This window comes from Microbacterium sp. NPDC089698, from assembly GCF_044749045.1.
In the GTDB taxonomy this organism is placed as follows: domain Bacteria; phylum Actinomycetota; class Actinomycetes; order Actinomycetales; family Microbacteriaceae; genus Microbacterium.
This window is the reverse complement of sequence record NZ_JBIVHE010000003.1, coordinates 318,155-335,475: the sequence shown is the minus strand read 5'-3', so window position 1 is coordinate 335,475 and position 17,321 is coordinate 318,155. Positions and strand designations below refer to the sequence as shown.

The following is a 17,321-nucleotide window of genomic DNA, read 5'->3' as shown; positions in this document are numbered from 1 at the left end:
CGTGAGGACCGGGCTCGCGGCCATGATGAGCGCCGAGCCGGCATCGGATCCTGTGGTCGAGGAAGGTCCGTCCGTCTCCGCGTCCGTGCCCGCCGATGCGCCGGTCACGGACGCCGTCGAGGCATCGGCGATCGCGCTGGCGATGGCAGGGGATCCGCTCGAGCCGGACGCCGAGGTGACGCCGGAAGCGCTGGACGCCGAGGAAACGTCGGAAGCGCTGGACGCCGAGGAAGCGTCGGAAGCGCCGGCGGTCGGGACGACGGGAGGCGAACCGGACGGGGATGGAGCGGACCCCGCGATGGCCGCCGGCGACACGGCGCCGACGCCGACCCGGGTGACCGTGGAGTTCGCGGGGGAGTACTTCCCGATCGAGCCGGGCGGGCGTTTCCTGGTCGGGCGCGAGGGCGACCTGGCGATCGACGACAACCTGTTCCTGCACCGGCACTTCCTCGAGATCGCCGAGATCGGCGGACTGTGGTGGCTGGCCAACATCGGCAGCAGGCTGCAGGCGACGGTGACCGACGCCTCGGGAGGCGTGCAGGCGTGGCTGGCGCCCGGCGCGCGGCTGCCGCTGGTCTTCGCGGTCACCTCGGTGATCTTCTCGGCCGGCCCCACGACCTACGAGTTCACGGTCCACTCCACGCAGCCGACGTTCCGCGGAACCCACCGGGACGATGAGGTGACGGGCGAGTCGACCATCGGCGACGTGCCGCTGACGCTCAGTCAGAAGCAGCTGCTGCTCGCGCTCGCCGAGCCGCTGCTGCGACGCGACGGCACCGGGATGAGCGCGATCCCCTCGAGCACGGAGGCGGCGGCGCGCCTGGGCTGGGCGGTCACGCGTTTCAACCGCAAGCTCGACAACGTGTGCGAGAAGTTCGACCGCATCGGTGTTCCCGGCATGCGCGGCGGCGCGCGCGGATCCGCGGTGAACCGGCGCGCCCGCCTCGTGGAGCACGTGATCGCGTCGCGGTTGGTCGACCGGGCGGATCTGGTGCTCCTCGACACGGTGGATGCGGATGGCCCTGACGCCGATTGACGGTTCGCGATGGGGAGTTCTCCCCATCGCGAGCGCAGGGGAGGGCGGCGTACTGTTTCGGAGGCGACGGTTCTGTCCGTCGCATCGCGTGGTGCATGGGGAGGGGTGGCGCGAGTGAGCGGTTTCTTCGATGGTCTGAGCGCGGACGAGGTGAGCGAGCGCCTGGCTCGTGAAGTCGAGCAGGCGCAGCAGCGCGCGGCGGCCGCGTCGGCGGTGCGGGCGGAGATCGAGGCGGTGCGAGAGCGGGTGTCCTCGCCGCGGCGTGAGCTGTCGGTCGTGGTGGACGCATCGGGGCGGCTGCTCGACGTGGCCATGACCGACGATGCGCTGCGGCTGAGCCCGGCCGCGCTCGGCCGGCTGCTCGTGGAGACCGCCGGGCGGGCGCAGCAGGCAGCGGGGGCGCGCGCGGGGCGGATCGCGGCGGATGCGTTCGGCGAGGACGACCCGGCGGTCGCGCACCTGCGCGGCGAGATCGACGCGCGGGCTCCGAAGCCGGACGGGATCGAGTACCGCTGATGGGCGATCAGATCGCGCTGGACTTCGACACGGCCCGGCAGCACGCCACCCGGGTGGCCCGGGTGGCGTCGGACGTGCGGCTGGCGCAGGACGCGGCGGGGTCGTTGAACCTCACGGGCGGGGCGTTCGGGGTGATGTGCTCGTTCCTGGTGCCTCCGGCGGTCGCGGTGTCGCAGGTCGCGGTGGGCACGATCAGTTCGGTGTCGGCGCTGCTGGGGCGTGCGGAGACGGAATTCCTCGGGATGGTGAGTGATTTCGAGGCGATGGAGCACGACTTCTCCACCCGGTACAAGCAGCTGCACGGTCAGGTGGACGGGGTGTCGCGGTGACGCCGCCGAATCCGCTGGTGGCGGGTCCGGTGAACACGACGAGTCCGTTGCAGGGCACGTTCCTGCTGGAGGACGGTGAGGCTCTGGTCTCCGCGATCAAGTCGGGGGATTGGGTCGCGGGCGGGTTCGCGGCGTTCGGTGCGGTGATGGACACGGTCGCGGCGGTGTCGGATCCGCTGGGGTCGTTGATCGCGGCGGGTCTGGGCTGGCTGATGGAGCATCTGCAGCCGTTGAAAGGCTGGCTGAACGATCTGACGGGCGATTCGGGGGCTGTCGCGGGGTTCGCGCAGACCTGGACGAACGTGGGCACCCAGTTGCGGCAGTCGGCGGGGGATCTGGCGACGGTGCTGGGCGATCTGGACGCGGCTGATGGTGCGGCGGTGCAGGCGTATCTGGCGTTCCAGCGGGATGTGGTGGCGCATCTGAAGGGCGCGGCGTCGTGGGCAGACGGCCTTGCGACGGGCATGCAGATGGCGTCGACGATCGTGCAGGTCGTGCACGACATGGTGCGGGATGCGCTGGCGCAGCTGGTGGGATCGTTGATCTCGTATGCGGCGGAGCTGGTGTTGTCGTTGGGGTTGGCGACGCCGCTGGTGATCGAGCAGGCGTCGACGCGGGTGGCGGCGTTGGCGACGAAGTTCTCGAAGAAGATCCCGGACATGGTCGCGGCGATCCGCAAGCTGGGTGATCTGGTCGAGAAGCTGAAAGCGTTGTTCACTCGATTCGGCGACACGGCGGACAGCCTCCTCAAGGGCGGCAAGCACGGGCCCGACGGCCCCAAGCACGGGCCGGACGGCGCACCGCCGAAGAAGCCCACGATCGACGAGATCCGCGCGAAGAGCACGCTCTCGGATGCCGAGCTCGAGAAGTATCTGCGCAAGCAATACGGTGACGACGTCGCTGACGCGTACGCGAAGGACGGCCGTCTTCCGGACGACGTCCAGATCCCGAAGGATTCCTCGGTTCTGAATCCCGATGGATCGATCGATTGGAGCCAGGTACCCAAGGGCGGATATGAGCTCACGCCCGCCACGGTCCCGTATCGGTATGGTGACCCGATAAAGGATGCGCATTCCCCGAGCGTCGGCGATGTGGTGGATCGGTACGGACCGGACAACGGGCGCTACACGTCGCCGGTTCCGGAGAACGGACCCTACTCATACGATCAGCGTTCGCTGCCGTATGTCGAGAATCCGAACCATTATCACCAGTACGAGTTCGCAGATGACCTCGACTCGGTCCGATCTCGCTACGACCAGGCGCCGCCCGAGGTGCAGGCCAAGGTCGACGAGCTCATCGACAAGGGCTATTACCAGTTCGGCCAGCAGGCCGGGCGCGGACCAATCGCGGAGGGGTTCGGTTCGCACGGTGGAGGAACGCAGATCGAGCTGCCCTTGCCCGTCGACGTGCTGGTGGATCTCGGCGTCCTGGCTCGGCGATGATGAGACCATGACCTTTCAGGGCCCGGAGCCTTCGCACGACCGCTGCAGGACTGAAGCCGTGACCGTCGACGATGCTTTCCGCGCTTATGCGGCCGAGCGATTGACGGGGCTGATGTGGTTCCCGCCGCCCGGGGAGATGTTCGTCGCAGGGCGGACGATCCTCCGGATGCGGGATCGTCACATCGAGGTCGTCGACAGCGATGAGCGCGGGGTGGAATTGCGCGGATCGTCCGTGGTGTTCGCCGAGGAGTCCTTGGCTCTCGCCAGCGCGATCGCGCGACGCCGGATGGCGGCTCCGCATGGAGCGACAATCCGGCAGACGGAGCAGTTCCTCGATGCGTCTTCGGCGCGGGCGCTTCCGACCACGGGCATCCGCGAGGTGCTGGAGGCGCCGGTGCTCGTGCCGAGCCTCGAGGGGGCACTCTTCGAGCCGGTGGTGAGCGACAGCGTCGCAGTGGTGGCGACGGGGTGGCAGGGTCTTGAAGCAGCGGGGCTCGCGTCCGCTCCGCGCACGGTCCTGCCGCTTGGTGCGCTGCTGCTGATTCCGACCGTTTCGTCGATCGTCGTGCACACCCGCCACGACCGAAGAGAGTTGGGTTCCCCACTCGTCATGGCACTGCGAGCGCAACTGTCCGCACAGGGCAGTCTCTTCGCAACGGGCCCGGCGTACGTCGGCGGTGACGGATCCGTGAGCGACCGGGTCGCGGCGATGCGCGACGTCACGGACGGCACGGACCTGGACTGGTTCCCGTCACGCTCCGTCGCGCCGAGGACGGATCGGGCCGGCATCGCGCGGCGGGGTGACGAGTGGTCGGTGTGGGCGGCGACCAGGCCCGGTAGCAGCGGAACACCGGAGACGTACGGAAGCGAGAGCGTGGCACTCGCCGGGTTGCTGCAACTGCTGAAGACGAACTGAGGCAACAGAGGATGAAGATGATGCGATTCTGGGCGGATGACGCCGGACAGACGGTGAGCCGAGAGCCGATTCCCGCGGGGGCTGAAGTCTGGGACCTGTACGGCGCCATCACAACTCGGTACGTGTACGTCGTGCAGAACGGCACACCTGCGGCCTATGAGACGCGGTCGTTGCCTTGGGCGGAGAACCCCGCGTCTTACCACCAGTTCCTGGTCGTGGGAGATTTCACACGCGTTCGCGAGGCGTACGAACGATCGATGGATCCATCCGTCCGCCGCGACCTCGAGGACCTGGTGGACATCGGATATTACGTGTGGGATGCGCCGATCGTTGCAGGCCTGGCCGCTCCGGCGTTCGGCGATCCGGGTGGGGCAATGCTGCTGACCCTCCCGCTTCCGATTTCGATGTACCGGCGTCTTGGCTTGGTACGCGAGCTGGATCTGGGGGGCGAGGCATGAACCGCGAGACCGTGAAGCTCGATCTCGAGGCGCGAGGCCTCACGGGGTACGTGCTCCTTGCAGATCCGCGCAACCGCACGAACGTGGTCGTGCTCGCCCAAGGCCGTGACGTCTGGGCGACGTTCCTGCAGGATGAGCGCGCACAGGTGATGGGGACGTCGGTGCGAGAGTTCGCAGGTGAAGCCGAGGCACTCGCCGACTTCGTGCATCGGGTCGAGCTGTGGAACCGGATCTCGGGTGTTCGCTGAGAACAGTGACGGGGCGCCTGATCCGGTGTGGGCCGATGAGTGACGCGTCGCGCGTCGTCCCCTGGGCAGAGCAGGGATGTGGCGTGTGTCGCTCGAACTGGGGTGGTTTGGATCTCGGCGAGCCGTGTCGCCTGGGTGATTCCGATCCTCCCGGTGCGACGATCTGGCGTTGCCGTTGGTGTGGCGCGTATTGGTCTGAGGGGGGGAGCAACCCGCATTAGATCACGCGTGCAGAGGCGCTTCGGGATCTTCCTGATCTTGTAGAGCGCGAGCGCCTGCGGGGGTTTCCCGGGGCGTAGGCGAGAAGAGAGCGGCCTCGCGACGCGGCCACATCGATCCGCTCCCGAAGGGGAACCCCAAGGATCCGGAGTCTGTGCGTTCCTGGGAGGAAGCATCGGCCGCATTCGCGGAGAATGCGAGCGGCAGCGTTCGCGCGGTCGTCGGAAGCGACCTCCGCCCTGGCAACATTTGGCAGGCTGTGGAGATCCCCCGCTTGCAGCAGAACCCGGGCGTCACCAGCATCAGTCAGCTCGATCCCGACACGGGAATGTGGACCCGACTTTGAAAGGGCATACGGTGAAGGACCCGACAACCAACCTCAGTGACGCCATCGTCACTTTTCTCAAGAATTATCCCGGTTCGAACGAAGTGGAGTTCCGCGCACGCTTCGGGCCGGATGTGCAGGAAGCGGTTCTTCGGATCTTGGAGGAGACTTCTCGTACGCGAGTGGAGTGGGGAACGAAGACGCTGATCGGGATCGGGGACGAGATCGAGAGCGTGATGCATCGGAAGCACCCGGAACTCTCTGCGGCCGCGTTGGAAGAGCTCGGAAGCCACTTACGGCGCGACCGACCGCGACGGCACGATCACCCAGGGTGGCTACTCGCGCCAGGTCGTCGTCACCGAGGCGTTCGTGCCCCCGGATCGTCTGAGCCCGGGCTTCGGGCACTACACCATTGAGATCGTGAAACCCCTGCCGGACGAGGTCAGGGTCGGGTCTATTGCGGGTGATTTTCAGCAGCCAGGCCAGGGTGTGCAGATACATTTCCCCGGCGGCATGAAAAGTGGATTGAAAATGGATATATCAAAGTCGTCTAGAGACTGTGGGGTGCAGTAGATGGACCATCACGAGTTGCAGTCGCGTGTCCGCGATCTGGTGTCGGTCGAGTTCGCACCCTACATGTTCGCCTGGGTGGAGGATTCACAACCGTCGAGTGTATTTCTGAGCTTGATCTCGCATGACGACGGGACCGTGACGGCGACGCGCGGAGACCTTCGCGACAAGATCGAGCCCTGGCTGGATGAGGATGGGACCCCGGTGCGCTTCCCGGACGAGAGCGCCGCCTGTGATTGGGCCTGGCGCGAGATCCAAGCTGCCCGTGCGCTGCCCGACGCGCAGAGTGCCGCAGAGAGAGCGCGGACGCTTGCGAATGGTGAGCAGAAGCGAGTCCAGTGGGAAGAGTGGCTTCGACGCTGGGAGCGGGACGGTACATGACCGTGATCTAGGGCGATGTGGTGAGGGGGAAGCGACTCATGGAGCAGGATGTGATCGACATGATCGCCGTCGCGGTCGAGCGCGGTGAGGCGACGCGGGAAAGCCTGGTTCGGGAGCTACTCGTGAGCACCCTGGCCGCTCCGACGAGCGAGGATCCGGCGGGTGGCTTTGTGCCGCTGCTAGCCGAGATCGACGGTGTGCCGCACTGTGAAGCGGCATGCCTTTCGGAGGGTTCGCGCCTGAGGCAGTTTCCATAGAAGAACCGCGATGGTTCATCGATGACTGACGCGCGGAAGTCCTCGCGATCGACCACGGGTTCGACGGATCTGACGGCGAGGCCCGTTGATGGATCGTGAGAATCTGACGGTTGATGAGGTCGCTGCGTACCTGGCGGCGCATCCGATGACGACCGCGAATTGGTTCGGACCGACCGCGGCCGCCCCGAGTCCTCCGTGGGGATCGGGCATGTCGATCCCGGTGAGCAGATGCCTCGCCCGGCTAAGACACCTCTGCGCTGACCTCAGAAGGCACGGAAGACACGATGCGAACGAGAGGGGGGCGTGCAGTGAAGGTTCACGATGACTTCTTCTCGCACGAGGACCGGTACTCGCTGGGGCGGGTCGAAGACACTGGCCAGCGCTTCATGTCGATCCCGGTAAGCAACGGTCTGGTCGACTATGAGGAGTTCTACGCTTTGTCCCGTGTCGAGTACGAGGGCATGCTCGCCGATCCGAAAGAGGCAGCACGCTTTGCCGAGCAGTGTCGTCGGCGCGAGCAGGATGAGCGCCTCATCCAGAAACCAGGCTGGAATCGCGGGACGCCAGGCTGACCGGCGGGAGTAGTTCGCCGCCGGCGTCGGACCGGCTCCCGTGCAGAAAGTCAGCGGCCGGCGTCCGCCAGGTGGCGCGCGTCGTGGCTGAGCACCTTCACCATCACGCCGTGACGACGCAGCGCGGCGACCGTCCGCGTCTCTTCGTCGATGTCGCGGCCGAGGGCATGGATGTTCGCGACCACCAGCACGTCCCCGGGGTGGAGCGTGTCGATGAGACGACCGATGCGATCGGTCCAGCTCTCCAGGATGTCGGGCGCGGGGTGGCGGAAGCCTTCGATCGGCACGCCGAACCGAGTGAGGTCGTCGCGCTGCTGCACGACCGAGGGCATGCCGTCGCGGGCGACGACGAGCCCGACGAGGCGGGATCCGTCGGGCTTGGCCGACCACCAGTTCCGGTTCTGCTGCAGCTCGGTGAAGCACTTGGGGCACTCCGCGGCCGCGTGCGGAAGATGCAGCGGGCTGGTGAGGGCGGCGTCGAGCGGCGCACCCGTGGTGCCGTCCGCGTCGCCGTGCGCGTGCGTGGTCGCTTCCATGTCATCCGCCTCCGCCTCTATTGTGCCTTCTCCCACGGACATCGGCGTCCCGGGAGGGGCGGATGGAGCCGCGCCATCACCGGGCGGAGTACGCTCGCACTGTCCCACCCCCGGAGCCCTGAGGAGCGCCATGCCTGTCGTCGCCGCCTACGCCGCACCGAGTGAGGGTGCGCCCCTCGTCCCGACCACGATCGAGCGCCGCGAGCCCGGACCGCTCGACGTCGTGATCGACATCGCCTACGCGGGCATCTGCCATTCCGACATCCACACGGTGCAGGGCGACTGGGGTCCGCAGCGCTACCCGCTCGCCCCGGGTCACGAGATCGCCGGGACGGTCTCGGCCGTCGGATCCGACGTCACGCGCTTCGCCGTCGGCGACCGGGTGGGCGTCGGCTGCCTGGTGAACTCCTGCGGCGAATGCGACGCCTGCCTGCGCGGCGAGGAGCAGTACTGCAGGGGCGGGGCGATCGGCACCTACGGCGCGACCGACCGCGACGGCACGATCACCCAGGGCGGCTACTCGCGCCAGGTCGTCGTCACCGAGGCGTTCGTGCTGCGGATCCCCGACGCGATCCCGCTCGATCGCGCAGCGCCGCTGCTCTGCGCCGGCATCACGACCTACTCGCCGCTGCGGCACTGGAACGTCGGCCCCGGCACGCGCGTCGCGGTCGTCGGGCTCGGCGGGCTCGGGCACATGGCCGTGCAGATCGCGCACGCCTTGGGGGCCGAGGTCACCGTGCTCTCGCAGTCGCTGCGCAAGAAGGACGAGGGGATCCGGCTCGGCGCCGACCACTACCTCGCCACCTCGGATCCGGAGACGTTCTCCGCGAACAAGCGCTCCTTCGACGTGATCCTGAACACCGTCAGCGCCCCGCTGCCCCTGGACGCGTACCTGAACCTGCTCGACACGAACGGCACCATGGTCAGCGTCGGCGCGCCGCCGGAGCCCATGTCGTTCCGCGCGGGACTGCTGCTGGGCGGGCGCCGCTCGCTCGCCGGGTCGTCGATCGGCGGGATCAGGGAGACCCAGGAGATGCTCGACTTCTGCGCCGAGCACGGCATCGCCGCCGAGATCGAGCTCATCGACGCCGTGGGCATCAACGCCGCCTACGCGCGCGTGCTCGCGAGCGACGTGAAGTTCCGCTTCGTGATCGACGCCGCCACGATCTGACAGTCGCCCCGTCAGATCAGGCCGAGCGCCCGGACGGCGTCGCGCTCCTCGACGAGTTCGGCGACCGAGCGGTCGATGTGCTCGCGCGCCCAGGCGTCGGGATCCAGCCCCTCGACGATCCGCCACTCGCCGTCGACCGCGCGCACCGGGAACGAGCTGATCAGCCCCTCCGGCACGCCGTACTCGCCGTGCGAGACGACGGCGGCGCTGGTGCGGCGCTCGCCGGTGCCGAGCGCCCAGTCGCGCACGTGGTCGATCGTCGCGCTCGCCGCGGACGCCACGGAGGAGGAGCCGCGGACCTGGATGATCTCGGCGCCGCGCTTGGCGACCCGCGGTATGAACGTGCTCTCGAGCCACGCGCGCACATCGCCGGTCTGCGCGGCGAGTGCTTCCGGCACGGGACGGCCGGCGACCGTCGCGAAGGCGACATCGGGGAACTGCGTCGCGGAGTGGTTGCCCCAGATCGTCACGCCGGCGATGTCGGCCACCGGAGCGTCGAGCGCCGCCGAGAGCTGACCGCGGGCGCGGTTCTCGTCGAGCCGGGTCAGCGCGCTGAACCGCTCGGCGGGGACGCCGTCGGCGGAGGCCGCGGCGATGAGCGCGTTCGTGTTCGCGGGATTGCCGACCACCGTCACGCGCACGCCGGCGGCGGCGTGCGCGGCGATCGCGGATCCCTGGGGGCCGAAGATCGAGCCGTTCGCGGCGAGCAGGTCGCCGCGCTCCATGCCGGGGCCGCGCGGGCGCGCACCGACGAGCAGCGCGTGGTCGGCGCCGTCGAAGCCCACGGCCGGGTCGTCGGTCACCTCCACGTGCTCGAGCAGCCCGAAGGCGCCGTCCTGCAGTTCGAGAGCAGCGCCCTCCGCGGCCGCGATCCCGGCCGGGATCTCGAGCAGCCGCAGCCGCACCTTCTCGTCGGGGCCGAGCATGTCTCCTGCCGCGATCCGGAACAGCAGCGCGTAGCCGATCTGCCCGCCCGCACCCGTCAGTGTCACCGTGGTGGTCACTTCGGCTCCCTTCGGTCGCTGGCGCGACGCACAGTGCGAGCCTATGCCTCCCCGTCGGGGCGCAGACCGTGGAAAACTGTGCTCATGACGTTCAACCCCGATGCCGATGTCTCGGACAACAAGGTTCAGCGGCGCGGCGGCGGCCGCACCGCCGCGATCGCCGGCGGCGGCGTGGTGGGCCTCGGCGCGGTCGTGGTGCTGCTGATCAGCGCCTTCACCGGGGTGGACCTCTCCGGCCTCCTCGGCGGGGGGACCGGCACGCAGGCGCAGCCGCAGGCGACGACGTCTTCGGAGGGCTACGTGAAGAACTGCAAGACCGGTGCCGACGCGAACAAGGACGTGGACTGCCGCGTCGCCTCGACCAAGCTCGCCCTGAACCAGTACTGGACCAAGCACGTGAAGGGCTATGTCGAGCCGGGCCAGGTCAGCGTCGACGTCGCGACCGCGACGCCGTGCGGAACCGCATCGAACGACGTCGGCCCGTTCTACTGCCCTTCGGATCAGACCGTCTACATCGATCCGACCTTCTTCCAGGTGCTCAAGCAGCAATTCGGCGCGGAGGCGGGCGATCTGGCGCAGGTCTACGTCGTGGCGCACGAGTACGGGCACCATATCCAGAACATCACCGGCACGATGTCGAAGTACCCGAACAACGGCACGGGTCCCACCAGCAACGGCGTCCGCACCGAGCTGCAGGCCGACTGCTACGCGGGCGCGTTCATCGCGGATCTGACCGATCAGAAGGACAAGAACGGCGTCGCCTACTTCAAGAAGCCGACCGAGGCGCAGATCACCGACGCGCTGAACGCCGCGGCCGCCGTCGGCGACGATCACATCCAGCAGCAGTCCGCGGGCTACACGAACCCGGAGAGCTGGACCCACGGATCCAGCGCGCAGCGCGAGAAGTGGTTCGCGAGCGGCTACAAGTACGGCCTGGGCAAGTGCGACACGTTCGCGGTGGCGACGCCGTAGCGGCGTCCCTCCGCGAGGTCAGGCCCGCATCGCCTGGACGAGCGTGCGCACGAGCGCGAGCACGCCGCCCTGGGCGCGGAACCGGGTCAGGCCCTCGCTGACCTCGGCGGCCGTGCGCGACGACGCGAACCACGGCGGCTTCGGCAGGATCGTGAACCGTCCGCCGTCGCGCACGATCGACGCAGACCGCGGGAACGGCCGGAACGGTCCGCGCACGACCGAGCGCTCGACGTCGGCCAGCAGCAGCGCGTTGTGCACGACGCCGAGCCCGCTGCCGACGTCGGAGAGCGTGTTGCCGGGGAACGCGCCCCAGGTCACGGTGGGGGTGATGAAGCCGAACGCGGTCCAGGTGTTGATCGCGATGGATCCGTAGTGCAGTGCGGTGATCGCCCGTTCGAAGCCCGCGCCGAGCGATGCCTCGGTGGCCGGGTCGATCAGCACGTTCGCGCCGAGCGTGCCCTGCAGCTTCTCGTTCGCGTGCGCGACGGCCGCGTCCAGGAACGCCTGGCCGGTGCCGTGCAGCTGCTCGACGCCCAGCACGGGCGCGAAGTACTCGGTCTGCTCCAGAGCGGTCGGGTCGTCGCCCTCGCCGATCTCGACGAGCAGCCGGTCCGTCAGCACCAGCGCATCCGGATACGCCTCGGCGGCCTGCGTCATCCGCTCGTCCGAACGCGGGTACCAGATGGGCCGCTCCGGGGCGAGTGCGTAGGCGCGGCGCAGCTCGATCAGGAACTGGTCCTTCTGCGCCCAATCGCGGGAGAGGAGCACGACCTGACCCGCGATGCAGTTGTGCCCGCCGTTCTGCAGGCGCATCGTGGCGACGTGCTCCGCCTGGAACCGCAGATCCTCGTCGCTCCACTCACCGGGCACGACGATGATCGGCGAGACGCCGCCGAGCTCGGCCGTGATCGGCTTCTTCAGCAGGGGCCGGCTCTCGCGCTTGCGGCGCTTGGTCTGAGCGGACCCCTGACCGGTCGAAGGACCCCACACGATCGCGTCGAAGGTCGGCGCGGATCCGGTGATGTGCACGTGCGCGAAGGCGTCGTGCGCGGTGAGGAACGCGCCGACATCGCCCGCGCCGCGCACGATCCGCAGGAACCCGGGGGCGATGAGCGGGGCGAGGGCCTTCTCGAACACCGGGACGAGCGCGTCCTGGGTCGGGTTGACCTTGAGCAGCACCACCCTGTCGTGCGCGAGCAGTTCGTAGAGCACGTCGAGCACGGGGATCGAGGTGATGTTGCCGGCGCCGAGCACGAGGCCCACGCCGCCGTCCGTGGCGGCCGGGGAGCGCTGCGCCAGGCCCGCGCGGGCCCTGGCATCGCCGGGCGTGACGCCGGGGGTGAGCCACACCTCGCCCGTGAAGCCGGAGAGCAGCAGCTTGTCGATGCCCTCGAGCGGGAACGCGTGCACGCGCGTCTGCCCGCTCGCGGTGCGGTCGACCGTGAGGCCGTCGAGCGGGTTGCGGCCGTGCGCGATCCGGTCGAGCGTCTCGATGTAGGCATCCAGCGCGCCGAGCGTCGCGTAGGGGCCGCTCAGCCACTCCTCGCCGCGCAGCGGATGGTCATCGCTCAGCTGCTTCGAGCGCACCGCGGCGCGCGCCCATGCCCGCGCGTTCGCGGCGACCGTGCGCCGCACGCCGCGCAGCAGCGTGACGCGCTGGCCGACGGTGAGCGCCGACCAGGCCGCGGATCCCTTCCGCAGCTCTGCGATCGCGCTCTCGATCGGCGCGCGGACGTCGTCGGCGAGGGTGTCTGGCATCGGGATCTCCTTCGGCGCGGTCTGCGCCCAGACTACGCGCTCGGGGTGGAACCGAGTCTCAGCGATCGGTGTCGTCAATGTCGCTGCGGCGCAGCCGGTAGCGGGCCAGCGTCGCGATGCTCAGCAGCATGAGCACGGCCGGCACGGCGCTGAAGATCAGCACGATCCCGGTCACGGCGCTGCCCGGCTGGACGACGGCGCTCGCATCGTCCGCGGTGCGCGAGAGGTAGCCCGTGGCCGCCAGCACCACCGCGACGATCGTGGTGCCCAGGGCGAAGCCCACGGTCTCCGACGCCGTCCACATGCCGGTGAACGTGCCGGCGTTGCCCGGTCCGCTGTCGCGCTCGTCGTGCGAGATCACATCCGGCAACATCGCCATCGGCAGCGCCTGCATGCCCGCATAGGCGACGCCGGCGATCGCGACGGAGCCGTAGATCCAGGAGCCCGGCATCCACAGCGCCAGCACGATCGAGGCGGACGCGACCAGGAAGATCGTCGACGCGATCCGGAAGGCGCGCTCCTTGCCGATCCGGCGCGACAGCCGCTCCCAGAAGGGGGTCGCGATCACGGCCGGGGCGACCAGGGCGACGAAGAGCAGCGTGACCGCGCTCTCCGAGCGCATGACCCAGGTCGCGACGTACTGCGCCCCCGCGAGCATCGTGCCGGTGGCGAGCGCCTGCAGCAGGTAGGTGCCGAGCAGCGCGCGGAACGGCTGCGACCGGCGCACGGCGGCGAAGCCCGCAGCGTACTGCGCGCGGATCCCGACGTGCTCGACCGCGGCAGGGGCTGCCACGGCGTCGTCGGCCGTGCGCGCTGCGATGAGCATGCCGACACCGATCACGACGCCGGCGACCACGCCCATCACGAGATAGCCGAGGACCGGGTCGCCCGTGATCCGGCGCAGCTCCGGCCCTCCGCCGCCGAACAGCAGGATCGTGACGGTGAGCGCGATCACCCGCCAGCTGAGCAGCCGGGTGCGCTCGTCATAGCTCGAGGTCAGCTCGGCGGGCAGCGCGATGTAAGGGACCTGGAACAGGCTGAACGAGGTGGCTGTGGCGAGGAACGCCAGCAGCACGCAGATCACGCCCGCGACCGGGCCGAACGCCGGGGGCACCGCGAAGGTGAGGGCGAAGAACACCGGGAGCGTGAATGCCCCGATGAGCATGAAGCGCTTGCGGCTGCCCGTGCGGATGAGACTGCGATCCGACCAGGCGCCGATCACGGGGTCGATCACGACGTCCCACACCTTGGCGAGGGTGACGATGGTCCCGGCGAGGATCGCGGCGACGCCGAGGTTGTCGGTGAGGAAGTACGCGAGCACCAGGCCGGGCAGGGTGGCGAAGCCCCCGGTGCCGAGGGATCCCGTCGCGTAACGGGCGACCGTGCGGGCGGGAAGGCGCGTGGGGGCTCGTTCAGCGCGAGCGGCGGTGCTCATGCGCGCCAGTGTATCGGCGCGCCGGATCCGTCCTCGTCCCGCGCGGGACGGTGGTTTTGGGGCGTCCCCACCCGTTTCGGGGCGCGCCACGCCCGGGAATCGTGTCAGGACACGCCCCGAAACCGGCGGAGGCGCCCCAAACCCGGCGCTGGGCGGCACTCGAGAAGGGGCCGCCCCGGGGTCAGATCAGGGACAGCTCGCGCAGCTTGGCCTCGACGTCGGCGTTGGAGGGCTCGACGTGGTGCGAGGAATCGGGGTAGACCACCACGGGGATGTTCGTGCGGCCGGAGATCTCCTTGGCGACGTCGGCGGCGGCGGGATCCTCGACCAGATCGACGTAGGTGTAGGCGATGCCGAGCTCGTCGAGCTGCTTCTTGGTGCGGATGCAGTCCCGGCACCAGTCGGCGCCGAACATGGTGATCGAGTCAGATGCAGGGGTCGTCATATATCCAGCGTACGGCCGATCTCAGGGGGTGGGATCGGCGCGAACGCAGGGGACTTGCCCCGCGTTCACCGCCCGTTAGCCTGGATGGGACAGGGTGTCTGACGGGAAACGCGCAGGTTCTGCATGGTTTCGCGTGGGACCATGTCGAGTCACGCGAACGGAGGAGGGGGCATGGAAGGCATGTCGGCAGGGGAGAGGATCCCCGGCGCCACGGTCATCATTCCGACCTTCAACGAACGCGATAACATCGCCGCGCTCATCTCGCGCGTCTCCGCTGCGCTGAGCGATCGCGACGGCGAGATCCTCTTCGTCGACGACAGCTCGGACGACACCCCCGAGGTGATCCGCACGCTCGCCGCCTCCGCGCCGATGCCCGTGCGCCTCCTGCACCGCGACAAACCCGAGGGCGGACTCGGCGGCGCCGTGGTCGAGGGGATCCGCTCCGCGTCCTACGACGTCTGCATCGTGATGGACGGCGACCTGCAGCACCCGCCGGAGCTGCTTCCCGACATGATCGACCGTTACGAGGACGGCGACGCCGACGTCGTCGTCGCGTCGCGCTACATCGGCGGCGGCGACAACGGCGGCCTGGCCGGCGCCATGCGGGTGGGCGTCTCGCGGGGCGCGACCCTCCTCACCAAGGCGATGTTCCCGATCCGGCTCTCCGGAGCCTCGGATCCGATGACCGGCTACTTCCTCGTCGACCGGACCCGCGTGGATCCGGACGCGCTGCGGCCCAACGGCTTCAAGATCCTGCTGGAGATCCTGGTCCGCTCCGATGTGCGCATCGCCGAGGTCCCGATGGAGTTCGGCGAGCGTCTGCACGGGCAGTCCAAGGCGTCCTTCGTGCAGGGCATGCAGTTCCTCAAGCACCTCGCGCGGCTGCGCTTCGGCAAGATGTCGCTGTTCGCGATCATCGGCGCCGTCGGAGCCCTCGCGAACCTCGTCATCATGTGGGCGCTCACGCACCTCGGCATGGAGTACGTCTGGGCGGCCATCATCGCCGCCGAGGTGACGATCGTCGGCAACTTCATCCTGCAGGAGCGCTACGTCTTCAACGACATGCGCGGCGATGCGCAGGCGCTGGCCGTGCGCTTCGCGCAGTCGTTCACGTTCAACAACGTCGAGGCGGCGCTGCGGATCCCGATCCTCGCGCTCATGGTGGAGACCTGGCACATCTCGAGCATCCTGGCCGCGGCGATCTCGCTGGTCGCGGCGTTCTTCGTGCGCTTCCTGTTCCACTCCCTCGTCGTCTACGCACCGCGCCGGTCCGTGCGCCAGGTGCGCAAGGCCGAGGAGCGCCGCGTGCGGCTCGAAGCGGAGACCGCCGCCGCGGAGTGACCGCGGTCCCGGTTTCGGCCGGATCCGCACCCCCGGTTCGGCCGGCCCCTGGTTTGGGGCGCACGCTCACGTTTTGGGGCGCGCTGTGCCCGGAATCCGTGTCGGGACGCGCCCCAGAACGAGTGGATGCGCCCCAAACGGAGCTACGGGGATCCCCGTAGCCGGGTCCCGGACCGGATATCCGGACCGGATCCCGGGTCCCGGAACGTCAGCCGATGTTGTTCTTCAGGCCGTTGACCGTGTCGCCGTAGTTGATCCGGACCACCGGCAGCTGCAGCTTGTTCGTGCCGATCTTCACGTAGCCGAAGTCGATCGTGCGCGCGAGCATGAATCCGGCCTTGGTCACGCCCTCCTCGGCGGTCGCGTTGTAGTGACCGTAGGGGTACGCGATGACCTCTTTCGCCCCGAGGACCTTCGCCGACTCCTCGAGGTCGGCGGCGACCTCGTCGGCGGACAGGTTCACCATGCGGCCCTTGCCGTTGTCGCCGGCACGGTGCATGTCGTTGGTGTGCGAGCGCTGCAGCACGTAGGGCGAGGGGGATCCCTCCTTGCGCTCGCCCGTGATCACGAACGACGTGGTCAGCAGCTTCCGCTCCGTCACCACCGGCACCGCGAGCTGGAGCCAGGTCGGATCCGCGTCGTCGTCGGTGATGATGAGCGAGTGCTGCGGCAGGAACAGCTTGCCGTCGATGAACGCGTTCAGCTCGTCCCAGGTGGGCATGTAGAACTTCTGCGAGGCGACGTAGTCCATCTGCGCCTTGAAGTCCTCGATGTACACGTAGTTGTTGCGCAGCCAGCTGTCCTCGCCCCCGGGCTTGGTCGTGAACTGGTGGTACATCAGGATCGGGATCTTCGACGCGGTCGCGGTGTTCTGCTCCGGCGTGGTCCAGGCGGCGTAGAGCGTGCGCTGGTGGTCCGTGCACGTGGTCAGCTGCGACCCGTTCACGCGGTCCGTCTGCACCTGCGTCGCCGCGGTCTCCGGCGTCGGATACCACCCGGCGAACACGGATCCGGCCTTCTCGGGGATCGGCAGGCCGGTGAACAGCACGCCCGAGGTCTGCAGGATCGGGGCGTGCTCGATGCCGTCGCCCGCGAACGACACGGCGCATGCCGTGGCGGGATCGGCCGCCGTCTTGAGCAGGGCCTGCACCGGCGTGAGCGGCGTCGGCTTCGGAGTCGGCGTGCTGGTCGTGCCGGCCGCGGTCGCCTTGTCCTGACCGCCGCCGAGCAGGGCGTGCACGGCGATCGTGGACACCACGGCGAGGAGTGCGACGGCGAGGACGGAGATCAGTGCCACGATGAGGCGGCGACGGCGGATCACCGCCCGTGAGGGGCGCGAACGGCGCGACGAAACAGGTGATCCTCCGGTCATGGTGCTGAGTGTAGGGGA

The 17,321-nt window shown here is 69.0% G+C and carries 19 protein-coding genes; 13 read left to right on the top strand and 6 right to left on the bottom strand.

The window, feature by feature from the left end; all coding sequences use genetic code 11:
• Positions 1-298: 298 nt before the first annotated feature.
• From ACIPY5_RS11525 to ACIPY5_RS11480, 10 genes are all read left to right on the top strand, one after another.
• Entirely contained in the window at positions 299-1,036 is a 738-nt protein-coding gene (locus ACIPY5_RS11525; protein WP_400970862.1) for a hypothetical protein, read from the top strand.
• Between the two features lie 114 nt (positions 1,037-1,150).
• Positions 1,151-1,552 carry a YbaB/EbfC family nucleoid-associated protein gene (locus ACIPY5_RS11520; RefSeq protein WP_400970681.1) on the top strand — a complete coding sequence of 134 codons (402 nt, stop codon included), beginning with the start codon at positions 1,151-1,153 and terminating at the stop codon, positions 1,550-1,552.
• Entirely contained in the window at positions 1,552-1,881 is a 330-nt protein-coding gene (locus ACIPY5_RS11515) for a hypothetical protein (RefSeq protein WP_309339037.1), read from the top strand. Before ACIPY5_RS11520 ends, ACIPY5_RS11515 begins: the two co-directional genes overlap by 1 nt.
• Complete coding sequence (locus ACIPY5_RS11510; RefSeq protein WP_400970677.1) at positions 1,878-3,323, top strand: glycohydrolase toxin TNT-related protein; 1,446 nt, start codon at positions 1,878-1,880, stop codon at positions 3,321-3,323. Before ACIPY5_RS11515 ends, ACIPY5_RS11510 begins: the two co-directional genes overlap by 4 nt.
• A 58-nt stretch (positions 3,324-3,381) precedes the next feature.
• Complete coding sequence (locus ACIPY5_RS11505) at positions 3,382-4,239, top strand: hypothetical protein (protein ID WP_400970674.1); 858 nt, start codon at positions 3,382-3,384, stop codon at positions 4,237-4,239.
• 17 nt (positions 4,240-4,256) lie between these two features.
• Positions 4,257-4,697 carry a hypothetical protein gene (locus ACIPY5_RS11500; protein ID WP_400970671.1) on the top strand — a complete coding sequence of 147 codons (441 nt, stop codon included), beginning with the start codon at positions 4,257-4,259 and terminating at the stop codon, positions 4,695-4,697.
• Positions 4,694-4,945, top strand: coding sequence for a hypothetical protein (locus tag ACIPY5_RS11495; RefSeq protein WP_400970668.1), 252 nt, complete (start codon positions 4,694-4,696; stop codon positions 4,943-4,945). The genes ACIPY5_RS11500 and ACIPY5_RS11495 overlap by 4 nt, the downstream gene beginning before the upstream one ends.
• A 1,117-nt stretch (positions 4,946-6,062) precedes the next feature.
• Entirely contained in the window at positions 6,063-6,440 is a 378-nt protein-coding gene (locus tag ACIPY5_RS11490) for a hypothetical protein (protein ID WP_400970665.1), read from the top strand.
• Between the two features lie 38 nt (positions 6,441-6,478).
• A complete protein-coding gene (locus ACIPY5_RS11485; RefSeq protein WP_400970662.1) occupies positions 6,479-6,697 on the top strand; it encodes a hypothetical protein in 219 nt (72 codons plus the stop codon).
• Positions 6,698-7,005: 308 nt separating this feature from the next.
• A complete protein-coding gene (locus tag ACIPY5_RS11480) occupies positions 7,006-7,269 on the top strand; it encodes a hypothetical protein (protein ID WP_400970659.1) in 264 nt (87 codons plus the stop codon).
• A 50-nt stretch (positions 7,270-7,319) separates the two neighbouring features.
• Here the strand turns inward: ACIPY5_RS11480 and ACIPY5_RS11475 are convergent, their stop codons facing one another.
• The gene (locus tag ACIPY5_RS11475; RefSeq protein WP_309338873.1) at positions 7,320-7,805 is read right to left on the bottom strand and encodes a recombinase family protein; all 486 of its coding nucleotides are present in this window, start codon (positions 7,803-7,805) and stop codon (positions 7,320-7,322) included.
• A 130-nt stretch (positions 7,806-7,935) separates the two neighbouring features.
• Between ACIPY5_RS11475 and ACIPY5_RS11470 the strand changes: the two genes are divergently transcribed.
• Complete coding sequence (locus ACIPY5_RS11470; RefSeq protein WP_400970655.1) at positions 7,936-8,976, top strand: NAD(P)-dependent alcohol dehydrogenase; 1,041 nt, start codon at positions 7,936-7,938, stop codon at positions 8,974-8,976.
• Between the two features lie 11 nt (positions 8,977-8,987).
• Here ACIPY5_RS11470 and ACIPY5_RS11465 read toward each other — a convergent pair whose 3' ends face one another.
• Positions 8,988-9,980 carry a malate dehydrogenase gene (locus tag ACIPY5_RS11465; RefSeq protein ID WP_400970652.1) on the bottom strand — a complete coding sequence of 331 codons (993 nt, stop codon included), beginning with the start codon at positions 9,978-9,980 and terminating at the stop codon, positions 8,988-8,990.
• Between the two features lie 84 nt (positions 9,981-10,064).
• Here ACIPY5_RS11465 and ACIPY5_RS11460 point away from each other — a divergent pair, with 84 nt between their 5' ends.
• A complete protein-coding gene (locus ACIPY5_RS11460; RefSeq protein WP_309338880.1) occupies positions 10,065-10,952 on the top strand; it encodes a neutral zinc metallopeptidase in 888 nt (295 codons plus the stop codon).
• A gap of 18 nt (positions 10,953-10,970) precedes the next feature.
• On the opposite strand, the gene ACIPY5_RS11455 is transcribed toward ACIPY5_RS11460, so the two are convergent.
• The 3 genes from ACIPY5_RS11455 to ACIPY5_RS11445 form a co-directional block, all read right to left on the bottom strand.
• Entirely contained in the window at positions 10,971-12,710 is a 1,740-nt protein-coding gene (locus ACIPY5_RS11455; RefSeq protein ID WP_400970649.1) for an aldehyde dehydrogenase family protein, read from the bottom strand.
• A 58-nt stretch (positions 12,711-12,768) separates the two neighbouring features.
• Positions 12,769-14,145 (bottom strand): MFS transporter, encoded by a 1,377-nt coding sequence (locus ACIPY5_RS11450; RefSeq protein ID WP_400970646.1) that lies wholly within the window; start codon positions 14,143-14,145, stop codon positions 12,769-12,771.
• Positions 14,146-14,326: 181 nt separating this feature from the next.
• Complete coding sequence (locus ACIPY5_RS11445; RefSeq protein WP_400970643.1) at positions 14,327-14,590, bottom strand: glutaredoxin family protein; 264 nt, start codon at positions 14,588-14,590, stop codon at positions 14,327-14,329.
• Positions 14,591-14,761: 171 nt separating this feature from the next.
• Between ACIPY5_RS11445 and ACIPY5_RS11440 the strand changes: the two genes are divergently transcribed.
• Complete coding sequence (locus tag ACIPY5_RS11440) at positions 14,762-15,931, top strand: glycosyltransferase family 2 protein (RefSeq protein WP_309338891.1); 1,170 nt, start codon at positions 14,762-14,764, stop codon at positions 15,929-15,931.
• 208 nt (positions 15,932-16,139) lie between these two features.
• Here ACIPY5_RS11440 and ACIPY5_RS11435 read toward each other — a convergent pair whose 3' ends face one another.
• A complete protein-coding gene (locus ACIPY5_RS11435) occupies positions 16,140-17,303 on the bottom strand; it encodes a polysaccharide deacetylase family protein (RefSeq protein WP_400970640.1) in 1,164 nt (387 codons plus the stop codon).
• Between the last annotated feature and the right edge of the window lie 18 nt (positions 17,304-17,321).